17 protein-coding genes are annotated in these 17,003 nt (G+C 61.0%); 7 read left to right on the top strand and 10 right to left on the bottom strand.

The window, feature by feature from the left end:
* Positions 1–8 precede the first annotated feature (8 nt).
* The 3 genes from EXN68_RS00070 to EXN68_RS00080 form a co-directional block, all read right to left on the bottom strand.
* Positions 9–779, bottom strand: a complete 771-nt coding sequence (locus EXN68_RS00070) for an HAD-IIB family hydrolase (RefSeq protein ID WP_142839145.1) — start codon at positions 777–779, stop codon at positions 9–11.
* Positions 776–2,122: a glycosyltransferase family 4 protein gene (locus tag EXN68_RS00075; protein ID WP_161991134.1), complete on the bottom strand. Its 1,347-nt coding sequence runs from the start codon at positions 2,120–2,122 to the stop codon at positions 776–778. Before EXN68_RS00075 ends, EXN68_RS00070 begins: the two co-directional genes overlap by 4 nt.
* Before the next feature lie 103 nt (positions 2,123–2,225).
* Positions 2,226–2,999, bottom strand: coding sequence for a FadR/GntR family transcriptional regulator (locus EXN68_RS00080; protein WP_142839147.1), 774 nt, complete (start codon positions 2,997–2,999; stop codon positions 2,226–2,228).
* 297 nt (positions 3,000–3,296) lie between these two features.
* Between EXN68_RS00080 and EXN68_RS00085 the strand changes: the two genes are divergently transcribed.
* Positions 3,297–4,571 carry a DUF3422 family protein gene (locus EXN68_RS00085; RefSeq protein ID WP_080817722.1) on the top strand — a complete coding sequence of 425 codons (1,275 nt, stop codon included), beginning with the start codon at positions 3,297–3,299 and terminating at the stop codon, positions 4,569–4,571.
* Positions 4,572–4,750: 179 nt separating this feature from the next.
* On the opposite strand, the gene EXN68_RS00095 is transcribed toward EXN68_RS00085, so the two are convergent.
* Positions 4,751–5,650, bottom strand: a complete 900-nt coding sequence (locus EXN68_RS00095; RefSeq protein WP_142839148.1) for a LysR family transcriptional regulator — start codon at positions 5,648–5,650, stop codon at positions 4,751–4,753.
* Positions 5,651–5,760: 110 nt separating this feature from the next.
* Between EXN68_RS00095 and EXN68_RS00100 the strand changes: the two genes are divergently transcribed.
* The 3 genes from EXN68_RS00100 (at position 5,761) to glcF (ending at position 9,952) form a co-directional block, all read left to right on the top strand.
* Positions 5,761–7,194: an FAD-linked oxidase C-terminal domain-containing protein gene (locus tag EXN68_RS00100; protein ID WP_142839149.1), complete on the top strand. Its 1,434-nt coding sequence runs from the start codon at positions 5,761–5,763 to the stop codon at positions 7,192–7,194.
* Positions 7,195–7,432: 238 nt separating this feature from the next.
* Positions 7,433–8,647, top strand: coding sequence for an FAD-binding protein (locus EXN68_RS00110; RefSeq protein WP_142839151.1), 1,215 nt, complete (start codon positions 7,433–7,435; stop codon positions 8,645–8,647).
* A gap of 3 nt (positions 8,648–8,650) precedes the next feature.
* On the top strand, positions 8,651–9,952 hold the full coding sequence (gene glcF, locus EXN68_RS00115) for a glycolate oxidase subunit GlcF (RefSeq protein WP_142839152.1): 1,302 nt from the start codon (positions 8,651–8,653) through the stop codon (positions 9,950–9,952).
* A 206-nt stretch (positions 9,953–10,158) separates the two neighbouring features.
* Here glcF and EXN68_RS00125 read toward each other — a convergent pair whose 3' ends face one another.
* The gene (locus EXN68_RS00125; protein WP_142839153.1) at positions 10,159–10,818 is read right to left on the bottom strand and encodes an outer membrane beta-barrel protein; all 660 of its coding nucleotides are present in this window, start codon (positions 10,816–10,818) and stop codon (positions 10,159–10,161) included.
* A gap of 264 nt (positions 10,819–11,082) precedes the next feature.
* The gene (locus EXN68_RS00130; RefSeq protein ID WP_142839154.1) at positions 11,083–11,859 is read right to left on the bottom strand and encodes a L,D-transpeptidase; all 777 of its coding nucleotides are present in this window, start codon (positions 11,857–11,859) and stop codon (positions 11,083–11,085) included.
* A gap of 238 nt (positions 11,860–12,097) precedes the next feature.
* On the opposite strand from EXN68_RS00130, the gene EXN68_RS00135 reads away from it, so the two are divergent.
* Positions 12,098–12,727: a DNA-3-methyladenine glycosylase I gene (locus EXN68_RS00135; protein ID WP_142839155.1), complete on the top strand. Its 630-nt coding sequence runs from the start codon at positions 12,098–12,100 to the stop codon at positions 12,725–12,727.
* The gene (locus tag EXN68_RS00140; RefSeq protein ID WP_142839156.1) at positions 12,724–13,167 is read left to right on the top strand and encodes a hypothetical protein; all 444 of its coding nucleotides are present in this window, start codon (positions 12,724–12,726) and stop codon (positions 13,165–13,167) included. Before EXN68_RS00135 ends, EXN68_RS00140 begins: the two co-directional genes overlap by 4 nt.
* Before the next feature lie 10 nt (positions 13,168–13,177).
* Here the strand turns inward: EXN68_RS00140 and EXN68_RS00145 are convergent, their stop codons facing one another.
* Entirely contained in the window at positions 13,178–14,221 is a 1,044-nt protein-coding gene (locus EXN68_RS00145) for a YeiH family protein (RefSeq protein ID WP_142839157.1), read from the bottom strand.
* An 81-nt stretch (positions 14,222–14,302) separates the two neighbouring features.
* Between EXN68_RS00145 and EXN68_RS00150 the strand changes: the two genes are divergently transcribed.
* Positions 14,303–15,220, top strand: coding sequence for a LysR substrate-binding domain-containing protein (locus EXN68_RS00150; RefSeq protein WP_142839158.1), 918 nt, complete (start codon positions 14,303–14,305; stop codon positions 15,218–15,220).
* 133 nt (positions 15,221–15,353) lie between these two features.
* Here EXN68_RS00150 and copM read toward each other — a convergent pair whose 3' ends face one another.
* From copM to EXN68_RS00165, 3 genes are read right to left on the bottom strand one after another with little or no spacing between them, the layout of a single operon-like run.
* Positions 15,354–15,728 carry a CopM family metallochaperone gene (gene copM / locus EXN68_RS00155; protein ID WP_142839159.1) on the bottom strand — a complete coding sequence of 125 codons (375 nt, stop codon included), beginning with the start codon at positions 15,726–15,728 and terminating at the stop codon, positions 15,354–15,356.
* Between the two features lie 58 nt (positions 15,729–15,786).
* On the bottom strand, positions 15,787–16,191 hold the full coding sequence (locus tag EXN68_RS00160; RefSeq protein ID WP_237681340.1) for a hypothetical protein: 405 nt from the start codon (positions 16,189–16,191) through the stop codon (positions 15,787–15,789).
* Positions 16,192–16,232: 41 nt separating this feature from the next.
* The gene (locus EXN68_RS00165; protein ID WP_142839160.1) at positions 16,233–16,997 is read right to left on the bottom strand and encodes a hypothetical protein; all 765 of its coding nucleotides are present in this window, start codon (positions 16,995–16,997) and stop codon (positions 16,233–16,235) included.
* Positions 16,998–17,003: the final 6 nt, after the last annotated feature.

The following is a 17,003-nucleotide window of genomic DNA, read 5'->3' on the forward strand; positions in this document are numbered from 1 at the left end:
CAAACCGCTCAACGGTTGCGGCCGGAATTGCGCTGGCCCGCATCCAGTCCCCAATGCCGGAGACCTTCCATCACACCATCCGCTTCAGTCGCGCCCGAGAGGTAAAACCGGCTATTGCCGTTTGCCAGGGAAACAAGTTCCGGCAAGGCATTGCCAACGATCACACCGCGAACGTCATTTAACTCGAACATCGCTCGATCATTGCCAGTATCGCCCGCAACGACCGATTCGTCGAGACCGATATGCAGTTGTCCACATAACCATGCCAGTGCGGCACCCTTGTCGGCGGCCTTTGGCAATATGTCGAGGTCGCGACCGCTGGAATAAACGATGCGGGCATCGATATCGGCCGCCAGCAGCGCGTTTTCAATATCGGCAAGCGCCTTTTCATCGGCGTCATGCAGGAACCAGCTGGATTTGAGGCCGTGCTGATATTGCTCTTCCTGCATCGTCACATCGGATATGCGGCCCATGACATCGGCAATCCGCTTCGGATCGAAGCCGGTGCCGAGTGAGTGTCTGTAGGCGCTTTCCAGTTCGCTGCGCTGCTTGGCGTGCAGCATCGTTCCAACACCGCCGATGATATAATCGGGCCGCGGCAGCGGTACCTCTTCCAACAGCGCAAGCTGGTCATCGACCAGCCTGCCGCTGTTAAAGACCAGAACCGGACGATGCTCGTCCGGCAATGATTGCCAGAAATCGCGGAACCGGCGCGTGGCATCGTTGTTGCCGACAACGGTTCCGTCGAGATCGGTGGAAAAAAGGCGAAGCGGTCTCAATCGCCGTCATTCCACGGTTCGGCCCAGTCCGCCTCTTCGAGAACCGGCATCATGGTCCTGCCTTCAACAAGCGCCAGCAATTGCTGAGCAATGCCCGTCCAGGTGAACAGGCTGCGCGCCTTGTGCGCGCCCATACGCGAAAGCCGCCCGTAAAGCCGCTCATGCTTGAAGGGTTTCATCATGGTAATGCCGAGGTCTTCCTTGTCGAAAGGATCGGCAAACAATGCATGGCGGCCATAGCTCACAGCGCGGAACAACCCGCCATGGATGGTAACGACGGTCGGCGTGCCGCTGGCCATCGCTTCGATCGCCGTCATGCCGAAAGGTTCGTAACGGCTGGAAAGCACGAAAAGATCGGCGGCGCGGTAGATATCCGGCAGGTCCTCATCCGCGACGTATCCGGAAAACGCCACCTTGTCTTCCAGTCCAAGCGCTTTCACGCGGTCCTTCAGCTGGTTGAGAATGGTGGTTTCCTGTTCGTCCATGTTCTCGCCGCCGACGGCCAGATGCAGGCGGGCTTCCGGTTCGCGCTCGGCAAGGACGGAAAAGCCGTCGATCAAAAGGTCGTAACCCTTGTTGGTGGCCAGCCGCCCCAGCGCCAGCACCACCTTGCCCTCGAAACCGAAACGCTGGCGGATCATCTGCCGCGTCGCATCCGAAACCGGGAAGAAGCGGTTGTCGTCATAACCCGGCGGGATCATGTGGATGTGTTTGCGCTTTTGCCCGTAATCTTCAATCAGCACGTCAAGCTGAACCGGCGTCGTGGCAATCACCATGTCGCAGCTGCGATAGATGATCAGCTCGTGCTGGATGCGCTCCTTGAAATTGAATTCCAGTTCGAACGTATCGGCCTTTTCCGGATAGTCGGTCTCCATCTGGCGTTTCTTCCAGATGCCGAGCGAATGCGGTGTGTGCAGATGCGGGATTTTCAGCGCTTCGGACAGTCGCTGCCCGGCCACGCCCGCATCCCAGTAATGGCTGTTGATGAAGGAGTAATTGAGGTCGTTTTTCTTGATGAAACGCAGTGCGTTTTCGCACCATTCCATCAGGTGGCGATGCAGATATTCCTTGGGAATGAAATCGCGCCCGCCACAGGGAATGCGCACCACACGGACGCGCTCGTCAACCTCGTCGAATTCCGGCTGGTCTTCGAAGCGGCGGGTATAAAGATCGACAGTATAACCGAGCTGGCCGAGTTTGCGTGCAAGCTCAAGCACATAAACCACCTGTCCACCGGTGTCGGCAGCGCCCAGTGGCGGGTGCGCGGCGACATAGCCATGCGTCGATATGAGAGCTATCCGCGGATAGCGTTCAGTTTCGCTCGTGGTTGTCATGGGTCCCATCTTGGTAAATTTTTCCAATTAACCCGATAAAAAGACCAAAGAGCACAAAAGGTTCCATAAAAACCTGAATAAAATAGGTGCCGTATTTCGCCGGATAGCGTTTTCAGACGCTGCGCTGCTGCTGCCTCAAACGGGAAATCCGGTCCCATTCACGCGCCTGATGCGCCCTGGATGTCGTCTCTACGATGAAGTCGATATGAGCCTCTGCCGCAGCCCTTGCCGCCGCCGGATCGCCGCTCGCGATGGCGTCATGGATGGCGATATGCTGTCTCAGCACCTCGTCATGGGCGCCCGCGACGGTGAAGATGAGATGGCGATTGTAAAAGATGTCGTCGCTCAAAAGCCGGTAGCAGGACCGCAACGTGTGCATCAGCACGATATTATGCGCCGCCTCGCCAATGGCGTTGTGAAATTCCACATCGCCGGAAAGCTCGTCATCGAAACGGCCGGCCTCATGGGCTTCCCGCATCCTGTCGACGATGGCGGCGAGGTTGCGCCTGTCCGGCTCTGTCGCCCGTTGCGCTGCAAGTTCGGCGGTCATGCCTTCGATATAACGGCGATATTCGAGAAAATCCCGCGTTGCCCGGCTGTGGCGGGTGATCAGCGCACTCAGGGGGTCGGAAAACACCGGGCCGACAATATCCGCGACGAACGTGCCGCCGCCATGTCTGCTGACGAGAAGGCCACGGGTTTCAAGCTCCTTCAGTGCTTCCCGAAGGATCGGCCGCGAGACGTCCAGCTTTTGCGCCAGTTCACGCTCGCCGGGCAGGCGGTCGCCATCCCGCAATATGCCGTCGAGGATCAGTTCCTCGAAGCGTAGGATCACCTCCTGCGATGTGCGGCTGTGCTCGATGCGCGCAAAAAGCGTTTCATCCATCGCAGAAGTCTCCGGCGAAATCCCGCCCCTGATTTTGATATTGGGCAAATTATCAGCCAAGCATTGCACTGGTCAAATATTCTGTCCAGTTCCGAGCGAGTGGCGTCTTGTGTAGCTGCGGCAACTCGGCATCTGCCTTTCCAAACTGGCTTTTGTTAAAGCAGGCTTGGGGCAGGGTGACGATGGCGGATTTTTGTCGTCAGATGGATCAAAACAATTACATCGGCTTCGATTGCGATGTTTTCATTGTGATCGATGTTTTAGAAATCCGGGATAGGAAGCGGGGACGAAATCGCAATGGCCAAGGGTAGATTTGCTTTCGCAAGCGCGCCGGAAAGATCGCTGGCGCTCGGGGAGGTTCATGCGCGGCCGACGGTGCTTCTCGCACCCTCGCGCATCATCGTCCAGCTCGCCTTCATGATGGATGGCGGTTCGGCCGTGCATCACTCGGTCATCGCGGAAATGTCGCGCAGCCGCGGTGTTGCGCCGCCGGAACGCGATGCCCGCCACCATGCCATGCCCTGGGGGCAGGGGACCTTGCGCTGGGAGCGGCATACCGAATTTTCGACCTGGTTCTGGGATGGCCCCGCGCCGGAAAAATTCGGCGGCGAGATTGCCGGCGATCCCTTCGGCGACGGCTTTTCGCCGCCCGGCTCGCTGATCTCGGGCGTGCGGCTTGAAATCCGTCCGGAAAACGGCGTGGCGTCTCAGGCAGAGACGATCTTCGAGCCGACCAGCCTCTGTCACAGCGACGTGCGCGACGGTCAGGCGGCGATCCTCACCGATTTCCGGCAGGATCGCGACGGGCTGACGCAGATATTGGTGATCGACCGGGGCCTCACCGATTACAGCCGTGGCGCGCTGGTGCAGCGGCTTCTCGATATCGAGACCTATCGCACCCTTGCCATGCTCGGCTTGCCGATGGCGCAGACGCTTTCGCCCGAAATCCGCCGCATCGAGGATGGCCTGACCGGTATCACCCAGCGCATGAAAAACGGCGCGCGCGACGAGGCGGACGCGCTGCTGGCGGAAATGACCCGGCTTGCGGCGGAACTGGAAGCCAATGCCGCGCTCAGCCTCTATCGTTTCGGCGCCAGCCGCGCCTATGACGGCATCGTGCGCGAACGCATCCGGGCGCTTGCGGAAACCCCGGTGCAGGGCCACGAGACCATGGGCAGCTTTCTGGAACGGCGCATGGCGCCGGCCATGCGCACGTGCCAGTCGGTGGAGGAGCGGCAGGCCAATCTGTCGCGCAAGCTCTATCGCGCTACGGCGCTCGTCCGAAGCTGGATCGATGTGGAACTGGAACGGCAGAATACGGTGTTGCTGAACACCATGAACAAGCGCGCCGCTATGCAGCTTCGCCTGCAGCAGACGGTCGAAGGCCTCTCGGTCGCCGCCATTTCCTATTATGTCGTCGGCCTCATCGGTTATCTCACCAAGGCGATCAGCCATGATGTGCTGCCGCTCGACCCCGCCGTGGTCACCGGCATCTCCGTTCCCTTCGCGGTCCTCGGCGTCTGGTGGGTGGTGCGCCGCATCCGCCGCTCCCATGCCGAGGGCGGGCACTGAGGGCCAAGTTTCCCTCATTCCTGTTCCCGGGAACGAGCCCGAGAATGTCACAGGAATCCAGCCGACGCGCGTCCGCGCGGCGGGAAGGACTCCTTTCAGCCCGAGGACTTGGGCTGGCTGGATCCCTGTGACAGGCACAGGGATGAGGGAGGATAGGTGGTGCCGACGCGACGCCTGCCTCAACCCTGCTCCCAATAGGGTGAAGGCCCATAGAGCCCGGCCAGATAGTCGATGAACAGTCGAACCTTCGCAGGCAGGAACTGCCGGCTCGGATAAACCGCCGAGAGAGTGACGTTTCGCGACCCTTCATAGCCAGGGAGAACCTGTACCAGTTTGCCGGCGCGCAATTCATGGCCGATATCCCAGGTGGAACGCAGTGCAATGCCAAGTCCTGAAATCACCGCCTCGCGGATCACCTCGCTGGAATTGGTGACCAGCATGCCTTCCGGGCGAATACTGAGCGCGCCGCCCGGTCCTTCCAGTCGCCATACATCATTATTATGTGCCGGCAGGCAGCGGTGCTTCTTCAGATCCTCGATTGTTGCAGGCATGCCGTGCGCGGCCACATAATTCGCCGAGGCGCAGAGCACCCGGCGCACCGGCGCCAGCCTGCGGGCCACGAGGCTGGAGGAATTCAGATCGGCGATACGGATGGCCAGATCGTAACCACCCTCGATGATGTCGATGAATTCGTCGCTCAGCACTAGATTGACCGAAAGATCAGGATGCCGCTCCATGAAACCCTTCAGATGCGGCGCGATATGCATGCGCCCGAAGGAGGTCGGCGCGGAAACCTTCAGCGTGCCGTTGACCGTATTGGCGCGGCCGGACACGAAATCCTCGGCCTCCTCCAGCCCTTCCAGCACGGCCAGTACACGCTCATAAAAACCCTGCCCCGCTTCGGTCAGCGAGATTTGCCGCGTGGTGCGCTGAAAAAGCCGCGCCCCGAGCTTTTCTTCCAGCCGCTTGATGCGCTTGGAAATGACGGCGGGCGAATAACCAAGCTCCCTTGCGGCCAGCGACATGCTGCCGGAAGCGGCAACGCTTGCGAAGACTTCCAGATCGCCGAGATTCGTCATAGTTGCCCTCGATTGTTTCCAGAATGGAAAAAATCCATAACATTTGATTGCGCCGTTTCAAAGTGGTAAAGAAAGAATACCAGTTGGGAAAATGGCAGGGAGGAGGCGCGGTGACGCAGCCGATCAAGTTTCTGGAGCCGCGCGCGAAAGTCGTCGCCGGCCGCGACCGCATCATAGCGGACCTCAAGGATATTCTGCCGGCGGACTGTCTTGTGCACGAACCGCGCGAACTTGTGCCTTTTGAAACCGACGCCTTCGTCTCCTATCGCCGCCTGCCGCTGGCCGTGGCGTTGCCGAAAACGACGGAGGAGGTGGCGGCGGTGATGAAGTATTGTCACCGCTACGGCATTCCGGTCGTTCCGCGTGGGGCCGGCACCTCGCTCTCCGGCGGCGCGATCCCGCAGGAAGATGCGGTGGTGATCGGCCTTTCGAAGATGGCCTCGATCCTCGAACTGGATTTTTATAACCGTACGGCGCGGGTGCAGGCGGGCGTCACCAATCTTTCCATTTCCGATGCGGCCGGCGCGGAAGGTTTCTTCTATGCGCCGGACCCCAGCTCGCAGCTTGCCTGCACCATCGGCGGCAATATCGGCATGAATTCCGGCGGCGCGCATTGTCTGAAATACGGTGTCACCACCAATAATCTGCTCGGCGTGAAAATGGTGCTGGTGGATGGCACGGTGCTGGAACTGGGCGGCAAGCACCTCGATGCTGCCGGCTACGATCTGCTCGCCCTTGTCTGCGGCTCGGAAGGCCAGCTCGGTATCGTGACGGAAGCGACAGTGCGGCTGATCGCCAGGCCGGCAGGCGCGCGACCGGTGCTGTTCGGCTTCGAGACGTCGGAGGAGGCCGGCTCCTGCGTGGCCGATATTATCGGCGCGGGTATCATCCCGGTCGCCATCGAATTCATGGACAAGCCGGCCATCGAAATCTGCGAGGCCTTCGCCAAAGCGGGTTATCCGCTGGATGTCGGCGCGCTACTGATCGTCGAGGTCGAAGGCTCCGAGGCGGAAATGGACGCCATGCTGGCCGACATCGTGGCGATTGCCCGAAAACATGGCGTGAAGACCGTGAAGGAGTGCCAGTCGGCCATGGAGGCGGCGGCGATCTGGAAAGGCCGCAAATCCGCCTTCGGCGCAACCGGCCGCATCGCGGATTATATCTGCATGGATGGCACCGTGCCGCTCTCCCAGCTTTCTTATGTGCTGAAGAAGACGAGCGAAATCACCGACCGGCTCGGCCTGCGCGTCGCCAATGTCTTCCATGCCGGCGATGGCAACATGCATCCGCTCATCCTGTTCAACGCCAACGATCCGGAGGATGCGGCCCGCGCGGAAGAGGCAGGCAATGAAATATTGAAGCTCTGCGTCGATGCCGGCGGCTGTTTGACCGGCGAACATGGTGTGGGCATCGAAAAACGGGATTTGATGCGCCACCAGTATGGTGAGGCCGATCTTGCCCAGCAGATGGCGGTGCGGGCGGCTTTCGATGAGGGCTGGCTGATGAACCCTTCCAAGGTGTTTCCGCTGGAGGGGAGGGGATGATGGGTGTGAATTTTGTGACGATGGTGGGTGTGGCTTACCCCCCTCTGCCCTCCCGGGCATCTCCCCCTCAAGGGGGGAGATTGGCGAGACGCACCGGCGTCGCTCCATCTCGACCGAAGAAAAACGCGGGACCTTGCCGCGAGTCGATCTCCCCCCTTGAGGGGGAGATGCCCGGCAGGGCAGAGGGGGGTATCCCTCGCGCAAACGTCGCTATCCCATGCCCGGAGCCCGCGACCCCATGCTGACCCCCTACGCAGAAACTCAGGTCGCCGACATCATCCGCGATCACGCCGCGCGTAAAAGCGCGCTGAAAATCATCGGCGGCAACACCCGCTCCGGTTTCGGCAATGCTGTCGCAGCAGATGAAGCACTCTCTTCCCGCGCGATGAACGGCATCGTCTCCTACCTGCCCGCCGAAATGGTCATGACCGTCAAGGCCGGCACCCCGCTCGCCATCGTCGAAGCGGCTCTCGCGGAAAACCGCCAGATGATGGCCTTCGAGCCGATGGATCACCGCCCGATCATGGGCACCGAAGGTGAACCGACCATCGGCGGCGTCTTCGCCGCCAATGTTTCCGGCCCCCGCCGTTATGTAGCCGGTGCGGCCCGCGACAGCCTGCTCGGTATCCGTTTCGTCAACGGCAGCGGGGATGTGATCAAGGCCGGCGGCCGGGTGATGAAGAATGTCACCGGGCTCGATCTGTCGAAATTCCTCGCCGGATCGTTCGGCACGCTCGGTTTCCTCACCGAAGTCACCTTCCGTGTCCTGCCGAAACCGCCTGCGGAAAAAACCGTGGTCGTTTCCGGTCTCGACGATGAAGCGGCGACGCGCATCATGGCGGCGGCAATGGCGATGAGTGTCGAGGTTTCGGGCGCGGCGCATCTGCCGGAAAGCGTTCGTTCCCGTTTCATCGATGGCGGATTGCCGGACGGACCGGCGACCATCCTGCGGCTGGAAGGGCTCTCCGCCTCGGTGGAGGCGCGCACGGCCAAACTCCTCTCCGTCATGGACCGGGTCGGGCCGTGGGTGCTGCTGGAGGGCGAGGAGAGCGGGCTTTTGTGGCGTCAGGTGCGGGATGTCGCGCCATATGTGGGACAGGCAGCGAAGCCCTTGTGGAAAGTATCGGTCGCGCCTTCCGTGGGTCATCAGCTTGTCGCGGCGCTGCGCATGGAAGCGGGCATCGACGCCTTTTACGACTGGCAGGGCGGCCTTGTCTGGATGCAGATGGAGGCGGACCCCGAGGCGAATTTGCTGCGCGGCGCGATCCGGGCGCTCGGCGGCGGCCACGCAACTTTGGTGAGGGCGAGCGATGCGGTGCGCGCCACGGTCGCTGCCTTCGAACCGCGCCCGGCGGCGGAAGCCATCTTGTCGTCGCGTATCAGGGAGAAGCTCGATCCGGCGGGCATCTTCAATCCCGGCAAGATGGCCGTGACGATCGAAAGGGCGGTCTGAACCATGCAAACATCCTTCACGCCCGAACAGCTGGCTGATCCGCATGTGGCGGAATCCGAAAAAATCCTGCGCAAATGTGTGCATTGCGGTTTCTGCACGGCCACCTGTCCCACCTATGTCACGCTCGGCAACGAGCTGGACAGCCCGCGCGGCCGCATCTACCTCATCAAGGACATGCTGGAAAACAGCCGCCCGGCCGACCGCGAGGTCGTCACCCATATCGACCGCTGTCTTTCCTGCCTTGCCTGCACCACCACCTGTCCCTCCGGCGTGGATTACATGCATCTGGTCGATCATGCCCGCGCCCATATCGAACAGACATACAAGCGCCCCTTCATGGATAGGCTGATCCGCAATCTTCTGGTTGCCGTCCTGCCTCATCCAGCCCGTTTCCGGCTGGCCCTGCATCTGGCCCGGCTGGCGCGGCCTTTCTCCGGCCTGCTTGCCAAAGTTCCGGCGCTGAAGCCGCTGCAATCCATGCTCGCTCTCGCTCCCGCCGCCGTGCCCGCGGCCTCCGCGTCAACCCGTCCGGGAGAGCGGCCGGCCGAAGGCGAGAAGCGCGGGCGCGTTGCGATCCTCACCGGCTGCGCCCAGCCGGTGCTCGATCCCGGCATCAACGAGGCGACGTTGCGCCTGCTGGCACGGCTCGGCATCGAGGTCGTGGTGCCGAAAGGGGAGGGCTGTTGCGGTTCGCTGGTGCATCATATGGGCCGGGAGGAAGAGGCGCTCGCCTCGGCAAGGCGCAATGTCGATGTCTGGACGCGTGAGATGGAGAGCGGCGGTCTCGACGCCATCATTATCACCGCTTCCGGCTGCGGCACCACCATCAAGGATTACGGCCACATGCTGCGGCTCGATCCGGCCTATGCCGAAAAAGCCGCGCGGGTCTCGGCCTTGGCGAAGGACATCACCGAATATCTCGCCACGCTCGATCTGCCGCAAGGGCAAAATCAGGGTCTCACGGTCGCTTATCATTCCGCCTGCTCCATGCAGCACGGCCAGAAGATCACGCTCGCCCCGAAACAGCTGCTGAAGGCGGCTGGTTTTACCGTTCGCGATCCGGCGGAAGGGCACCTCTGCTGTGGCTCGGCCGGAACCTACAATATCCTGCAGCCGGAAATTTCCGCCAAGCTCAAGGCGCGCAAGGTGAAGAATATCGAGGCCACGCGCGCGGATGTCATCGCCACCGGCAATATCGGCTGCATCACGCAGATCGGAACCGGTACTGATGTGCCGATCCTGCACACGGTTGAGCTGCTGGACTGGGCCTATGGCGGGCCGAAGCCGGCGAGGCTTTCGGTTTAGATCGTGGTGCGCTCATAGGGCAGTGATCCAGAGCGCCATAACGTGTGCCGCAAAGATTGGATCGTGAGTTTTCTTTGTTCTCCCTCATCCCTGTGCTCGTCACAGGGATCCAGCCAGCCCAAGTCCTTGGGCTGAAAAGGCTTTCCCGCCGCGCAGACGCGCGTCGGCTGGATTCCTGTGACAAGCACAGGAATGAGGGAAGGGAGCTAGAACTTATACGCCACGCCGAAATTCACCGCATTGGTGATGATATCGGTCTTCAGCGACGCGCCATTGTCGATATCGACGTCGATAAAGGAATAGGTGCCCTTATATTCCACGAAGGTCGACCAGTTGTCGGTGATGCGGTAGCTGAGGCCGGCCTGCGCCTGCAGGGTGGCGCCGCCAAACTGGTATTCGAAGGTTTTGCCCGACGGACGGTTCACTTCCACATGCGGCACGTTGATGCCGACGCCAGCGCCCACATAAGGGGTGATCGGCAGGGATTCCAGCGGAAAGCGATAGAGCGCGTTGAGCGTCAAAAGGTTCAGGCCGTCGGTGAATTCGAAATGCGACCAGCCGGAGCGGGCAAGCGTCTGGTCGTCGGCATAAACCTTGTCATGGGTGAAATCGAGCGAGATACCGAAGTTGTTAAGCCGGCCCTCTTCAAACCAGTAGGTGCCGCGCACGCCCCAATAGGGCGGGCTGGAAAACGACTTGCCTTCCCATCCGGCCCGGAAATCCGGTCCGTCGGAAACCGTCACATCGCTGTGCGGGGCGCTTTGCCAGCCGCCATAACCGGAAATTTCGAATTCGCCTGCGAGTGCGGCAGAGAAGGAAACGCCGCTGAGGAGCAGGGCGCAGACAAAAGAAGTGTGGCGCGGCATGGAGAGAATCCAGATTGATATCAGAAATCCACCAAACCGTTTTTTGATAACATTTGAATGACAGAAACGAAAAACGGGCGGTCAGCTGACCACCCGTTTTAAGGCCGTTCCATCATCCCCTGAGAGAGGTCCGGCGCCTGGCGTCCCCCGCCAAGTCTCGTCGAATGCTTCGTTCGATTGAATTGTGCCGCGCAAAGGCGGCAATTCAAGCGGATAGGCGGCCACGCCGGCCATGGAGCGACCGGAATGGCACAACCGTTGCCGTCATATCACAATGACCCGCGTTCCGACGTTTACGCGCTCATAAAGATCGGTGACATCCTCATTGCGCATGCGGATGCAGCCGGACGAATTGTTACTGCCGATCGTCCAGGGCTGGTTGGTGCCGTGAATGCGGTAAAGCGTGGAGCCGAGATACATGGCACGTGCGCCCATCGGATTGGCCGGGCCGCCTTCCATGAAGGCCGGCAGGTAATGTCCCTTGGCCGCCTCGCGGGTGATCATTTCCTTCGGCGGGGTCCAGCTCGGCCATTCTGCCTTGCGGGTCACCTTGTGGGTTCCGGCCCATTCGAAGCCGGGCTTGCCGACGCCTACGCCATAACGCCGCGCCTTGCCGTCGGCTAGCACGAGATAGAGGAAGCGGTTCGGCGTATCGATGACGATGGTGCCGGGTTTTTCATTGGTCTGGTAGGCGACGATCTGCGGCAGGAACTGCGGCGCGATCTGCGTGCGCACCGGTGCGTTGGGTCGCACGGCGGCATTCTGCACCCGCGCCGGGCGCTGCGATGTGACGCCGGAGCTGGGGCGCTGGGGCATGGCGACCTGGCGCTGCTGGAAGAATGGCTGGCGTGCGGCAGGTGCGCGTGGATAAACCACCGGTCGCACATTGCCGCGGCCACCCAGCTGCGTGACCCATGGTGCGGAAAGGTCCGGGCTGACGACGATCGGCGGGCGCTCGCGGTAACGCTCATTGGCCATGGCCGCCGGCACGGCGAGGGTGGAAACGAGGCTCAGTGCCAGAAAAACGGACTTCATCGTCATCGGGTGGACTCTCTCTGCGGTATGCCGCAACAATGGAAATGGCGGGGAATATTGTCCCGCATTGCCGGACACGTTCGCACCTCGACCCCAGCGAATCGTAAATGGCTGTTCATTAAAAAGCCCTTGATTAGGGAAAGCTGGATTTAAGGTTAGCGCCCGGTTTTAAAACATGGTGAATGAGTGGTAAGTGCGCAGCTTCCAACGGTCACGGGCGGGAGCGGAAAAGGGTTGTTGCGGAATGAGCGAAGCGGGACTTGAAACCGGTGCGGATGGCCGCGTGCGGTGTTTCTGGCAGCAGGGGCTGGAGGATTACAGCCGGTATCACGATGAGGAATGGGGTTATCCCGTCACTGACGATCGCCGGCTGTTCGAGAAAATCTGTCTGGAAGGTTTCCAGTCCGGGCTTTCCTGGCTGACGGTTCTGCGCAAACGCGAAGCTTTCCGGCTTGCCTTCGCCAATTTCGAATTCGAAACAGTGGCGGAGTTCGGCGATGCCGATATCGAGCGCTGCGTTGCGGACAAGGCCATCATCCGCCATCGCGGCAAGATCGTTTCGACCATCAACAATGCACGCCGCGCTCTGGAACTGCGGGACGAATTCGGCTCGCTTGCCCGATATTTCTGGGGTTTCGAACCCGCCGCCGCAGAAAGGCCGCAAAGGCTGGACTATGCGACTTTAAGGGCCAACCCCACCAGTGCCGCCTCCATCCGCCTTTCCAGGGATTTGAAGAAGCGGGGCTGGAGTTTCGTCGGCCCGACGACCGTCTATGCATTCATGCAGGCCATGGGTATGGTCAACGACCATATCGAAGGCTGCCATTGCCGCCAGCCGATCGAGGCCCTGCGGCGGGAGTTCATACGTCCATGAAGGCAACGTCCCTTCTTCTGGCTTTCACCATGACTGTGGCCGCCGTGCCGCATCCGTCATTCGCGGAAAGCCGCAATGTCGATGGCATCTGGCTGGATGATGGCGAAAGGCTGAAGGAAGTGGCCATGCCGCCGTCCGGACCACTGACGCTGGATGGCTGGACCCGGCGCGGGCGTGGTGATGTCTACCGCCTGAAGGTGAAGGCCGGGCAGACGGTGAAGATCGAGCTCGCCGCCTCCAGTGAATTCGTCCTGATGGCGGTCTTCGATTTTTCGACGCCGGATGAGGATGCGATCTTCTTCAGCGATTCCGGCGGCAAGATCGCCACGCTGACGCCGAAGGCGGATACCGAATGGTTGATCCGCCCGACACTCATTCTGGGATCGCCGCGCCGTGGCCTCGGCGCGCATTACACGTTGACGGTCAGCACCGGGACATAACGGCGCGCCCTCAGGCCGCCTGTGTCAGTACGATCAGGCCGAAACTGAGAACACCCAGCAGCACCAGCGACAGGCTGGCGGCGAGAATGACCTTGCCACCGGCATGGCGAAGGCTGCGAATATCGACCGAAAGACCCAGCGCCGCCATCGACATGATGGTGAGGATGTTGGAGAGCGAGGCGACGGGGGAAAGCAGAACTTCGGGGATGAGGCCGAAGGAACGGGCCATGATCATCAGCACAAAGCCGATGATGAACCACGGAACCATCTGCTGCAATTTCAGGCGTCCCTTGCCGGACTGGCCATGGATGACGGAAAGCGTGGCGATGACGGGCCCCAGCATCAGCACGCGGATGAGCTTGACGATGGTGCCGGTTTGTACGGCCACGGCTCCAAGCGGCGCGGTGGCGGCCAGAACCTGCGGCACGGCATAAACAGTTAGACCAGCGAAGATGCCATATTGGGTGGCATCGAGGCCGAGGAGCTGCGGCAGGAACGGCATCAAAAGCACGGCGGCGACGCCGAGAACCGCAGTGAAGGCAATCGATGCGGCGACATCTTCCGGCTTCGCACCAATGGCGGGCGCGGCGGCGGCGATGGCGGAATTGCCGCAGATGGAATTACCGCAGGCGATCAGCGTTGCGAGCTTGGGCGGCAGGCCAAGCATTCGCCCGGCGACATAGCTGACGATCAGCGACAGCGCGACGATCAGCGCGATGCCGCCGATCAGCAGCCCGCCGGCACCCTTGAGGATGGCAAGGCTGAGGGACGCACCGAGAAGCGCCACGGCGATTTCGAGCAGGGTCTTGGCACTGAATTTGATGCCGGCAGAAGCGACCGCCGGCAGTGACACCAGCGACCGCAGAAGCGTGCCGATCAGAATTGCCAGCACCAGATCGCCAAGCCATACATGGCCGGCCAGCCGCACCTGAAAACGCTCGGCCAGAATGGCGGCGCAGCTGACGGCGGCGCAGAGCAGGATGCCCGGCAGAAGCGGGGTGAGCCAACGAAGGGAAAACTGGAAAGGATGGGTGAGGGTGCGATGCTGTGCCATGGCCAGACAATGCCGTAGCCGCCTGTTTTATTCTATCAAATAATATGGCATATATTATTCGATAAAATCGAATGAAAAGCCATGACCTTCGAACAACTCCGCATCTTCATCGCCGTCGCCGAACGGGAACATCTGACGAGGGCCGCAGAAGCCATCGGCCTGACAGCTTCCGCCGTCAGTTCCGCCATCAAGAATCTCGAGGCGTTTTATAATGTCGAGCTGTTTCATCGCGTTGGCCGCAACATCGAACTGACCGAAAGCGGCCGGGTGTTTCTGGGCGAAGCAAAGGCGACGCTGGCCCGCGTGCGCAATGCCGAATTGATTCTCTCGGAAATGGGCGGCCTGACGCGCGGCGAAATCACCGTCTGCGCCAGCCAGACCATTGCAAGCTACTGGCTGCCGCCGATCCTGATGCAATTCAAGAAGCTCTATCCTGGCGTGACCGTCCGGCTCGATATCGGCAATACCAAGACTGTCACGCAGGCGGTGCTGGATGGTCTGGCGGAGGTCGGTTTCATCGAAGGCAGGATCGACGAGCCGGCATTGATGGTGCAGCCCGTCGTGTCGGACAAGCTGCTGGTCGTCACCGGTTCGGCCCACCCCTTCGCCGATGGCCGTTATCTCACGTCACTCGATATGCTCTATGGAACCTCATGGGTGTTGCGTGAGCAGGGCTCCGGCACCCGCTCCGCCTTTGAGGCGGCGGTGCGGCAGATGGGCGTCGATCCCGGCGAGCTTTCCGTCATGCTGGAACTGCCGTCCAACGAGGCGGTGGTGATGGCGGCGCGCTCCGGCGGGGCCGCGACGGCAGTTTCCGCCTCGGTCGCGTCACTGTTTTTGCGGCAGGGTTTGCTGGTCCGTTCGGGCATCGATCTGCCCGCCCGCAACTTTGCCCTTTTGCGCCACAAGGAACGCCACACCAGCCGGGCGGCCATGGAGCTGGAGCGCCTCAGCCGGGCGGCATCGGAGGACTACAAGGCCGGTCTTGCGGGGTTGTAATGGAGTGTCGCAGCCGGGCAGGGCGGCGTTCACAGGTTGTCGTTGGATAGGAAGGCTGCCACTTATTTCTCCTCCCCGCCGGGGAGAAGAAAAAGCGGAGCGCCGCAGCCGGCGCTCCGTTCGGTTGCAGCAATCACTTGCCCTTGGATTTCAGCCAGGCCTTCATCATGGCGATTTCGCCTTCCTGCGCCTTGATGACCTCTTCTGCCAGCTTGCGGATTTCCGGGTCCTTGCCATATTCGAGCTGGACCTTGGCCATATCGATTGCGCCCTGATGATGCGGGATCATGCCGCGCACGAAATCGACATCGGCATCGCCGCTGTAATCGATGGCCATATCGCCATGCATCTTCTTGCTGGCTTCCATGAAAGCCTTGGTGGAATCGGTTTCGCTTGCGGCAGCCTTGGACATGGTGTGGCCGGCATGGCCGCCCGCTTCCTGTGCGAAAACGGGCATGGCGAAGACGACCGCGAAAGCGGCAGCGAGGGAGATGGTCTTGATAGACATGGATTATCCTTCCTGTGTCTGACGGATTTTTCGATGGATTGACTGGAAAAATCTGGTGTCAGGCGCGGGGAGGCGGCAGCGGCGGCGCGAAAGCCTTGCCATTAAAGAGAATGCCACGCTGCGGCTTGGGATACGCGAAGGTCATCCGGCCAGCATCGGCAAAGATCGTTTGCGGAACCACGATCAGGCAGGCAGCACAGGATCCGGGATGCGCAGCGTCATCGCCATGTGGGCAGCAATCGCCCATGCCGGATTTATGGGCTTTGGATATGTCCTGCCCATGGGTCTCGGCATTGATGTCCTGATTTCCGGCATGGTTTGAATGGCCATTGTCACGGCTCATCGCGGGTTGCGACGAAACGGCCATGCCGGCGCCCACCGGCATGCTCATCGCCATCTGCGCCGGCATTGCACCGTAAAGCAGGCAGGCAAGAAACATCAAAGTGCGGATCATCAGGCGCATGGGGCCAATTTACCGCGAAAATTGTGGAATAAGCATGACGGTCAGGTGAGTTCACGCGCGATGACGTGATGCATGATGCGGTAATCCCTGCTTTCCTCGCCGAAGGGGGCAAGCGGCCATTCCCACGCGGCAGCGGGTGAGGGAACATCGATGCCATGCAGCAAATCCTCGTGCTGCTGTAGGCTGCCATCCCTGCCGATGACATCGAAGGATGTGTCCGTTACCAGGCAGGCCTTGCAGGGAAGCCCGGCCAGCGCATCGAGATGTGTCTGAATGAGTTTCGCCAGCAAATCATCCGGCGCATTCGTGATCTTCTCCCGCTCCAGCCGGTGGTGCGCGCCGGTGCCGATCTGCGACAGGAGATTGGCTGAAACGACGAGATCGAGATAGGGCACCCGTCGCAGGAAATCGAGCGGTTCCGGCTGTCGGCCGGCGAGAACATCGTCAAAACCGGAAAGATCGCGGTTGGCGATGCGGACGTTCTTTTTGGCATTGAGGCGCAGTTTTGCCTGCACGCTGGCGAGATGCACCAGATCAACCAGAACGACGGTATCGAACATCGCCACCAGCGCGCCATAGGGCACATCGCGCAGCAGGCCCGATCCCAGCACCACTGCCGTCCGCTTTTGCCGCAGCTTTCGGGCGGATTGCAGCACGAATTGCCGGCTGTTGTCCTCATGCTCCGCCCATGCCTTGGCGCAGCGGTTGGCGCGTGCCCACAGGTTGACGGAATAGCGGATATGCGGCCGGAATTCTTTCGGCGTAACCGCGCGGGTGGCGGCATATTGCAGGGCTTCGAGGATCATGGATGC

Origin of the sequence: Martinezella rhizogenes (assembly GCF_007002745.1) — a bacterium.
Classification (GTDB): domain Bacteria; phylum Pseudomonadota; class Alphaproteobacteria; order Rhizobiales; family Rhizobiaceae; genus Agrobacterium; species Agrobacterium cucumeris.

Bases quoted from the DNA above. Each gene is read 5' to 3' on its own strand.
- glcF (WP_142839152.1), top strand. From the start codon at position 8,651: ATGCAAACATCCTTCACGCCCGAACAGCTGGCTGATCCGCATGTGGCG.
- EXN68_RS00140 (WP_142839156.1), top strand. From the start codon at position 12,724: ATGAAGGCAACGTCCCTTCTTCTGGCTTTCACCATGACTGTGGCCGCC.
- EXN68_RS00110 (WP_142839151.1), top strand. From the start codon at position 7,433: ATGCTGACCCCCTACGCAGAAACTCAGGTCGCCGACATCATCCGCGAT.
- EXN68_RS00135 (WP_142839155.1), top strand. From the start codon at position 12,098: ATGAGCGAAGCGGGACTTGAAACCGGTGCGGATGGCCGCGTGCGGTGT.
- EXN68_RS00130 (WP_142839154.1), bottom strand. From the start codon at position 11,859: ATGACGATGAAGTCCGTTTTTCTGGCACTGAGCCTCGTTTCCACCCTC.
- EXN68_RS00160 (WP_237681340.1), bottom strand. From the start codon at position 16,191: ATGCGCCTGATGATCCGCACTTTGATGTTTCTTGCCTGCCTGCTTTAC.
- EXN68_RS00080 (WP_142839147.1), bottom strand. From the start codon at position 2,999: ATGGATGAAACGCTTTTTGCGCGCATCGAGCACAGCCGCACATCGCAG.
- EXN68_RS00075 (WP_161991134.1), bottom strand. From the start codon at position 2,122: ATGGGACCCATGACAACCACGAGCGAAACTGAACGCTATCCGCGGATA.
- EXN68_RS00125 (WP_142839153.1), bottom strand. From the start codon at position 10,818: ATGCCGCGCCACACTTCTTTTGTCTGCGCCCTGCTCCTCAGCGGCGTT.
- EXN68_RS00145 (WP_142839157.1), bottom strand. From the start codon at position 14,221: ATGGCACAGCATCGCACCCTCACCCATCCTTTCCAGTTTTCCCTTCGT.
- EXN68_RS00095 (WP_142839148.1), bottom strand. From the start codon at position 5,650: ATGACGAATCTCGGCGATCTGGAAGTCTTCGCAAGCGTTGCCGCTTCC.
- EXN68_RS00165 (WP_142839160.1), bottom strand. From the start codon at position 16,997: ATGATCCTCGAAGCCCTGCAATATGCCGCCACCCGCGCGGTTACGCCG.
- copM (WP_142839159.1), bottom strand. From the start codon at position 15,728: ATGTCTATCAAGACCATCTCCCTCGCTGCCGCTTTCGCGGTCGTCTTC.
- EXN68_RS00085 (WP_080817722.1), top strand. From the start codon at position 3,297: ATGGCCAAGGGTAGATTTGCTTTCGCAAGCGCGCCGGAAAGATCGCTG.
- EXN68_RS00150 (WP_142839158.1), top strand. From the start codon at position 14,303: ATGACCTTCGAACAACTCCGCATCTTCATCGCCGTCGCCGAACGGGAA.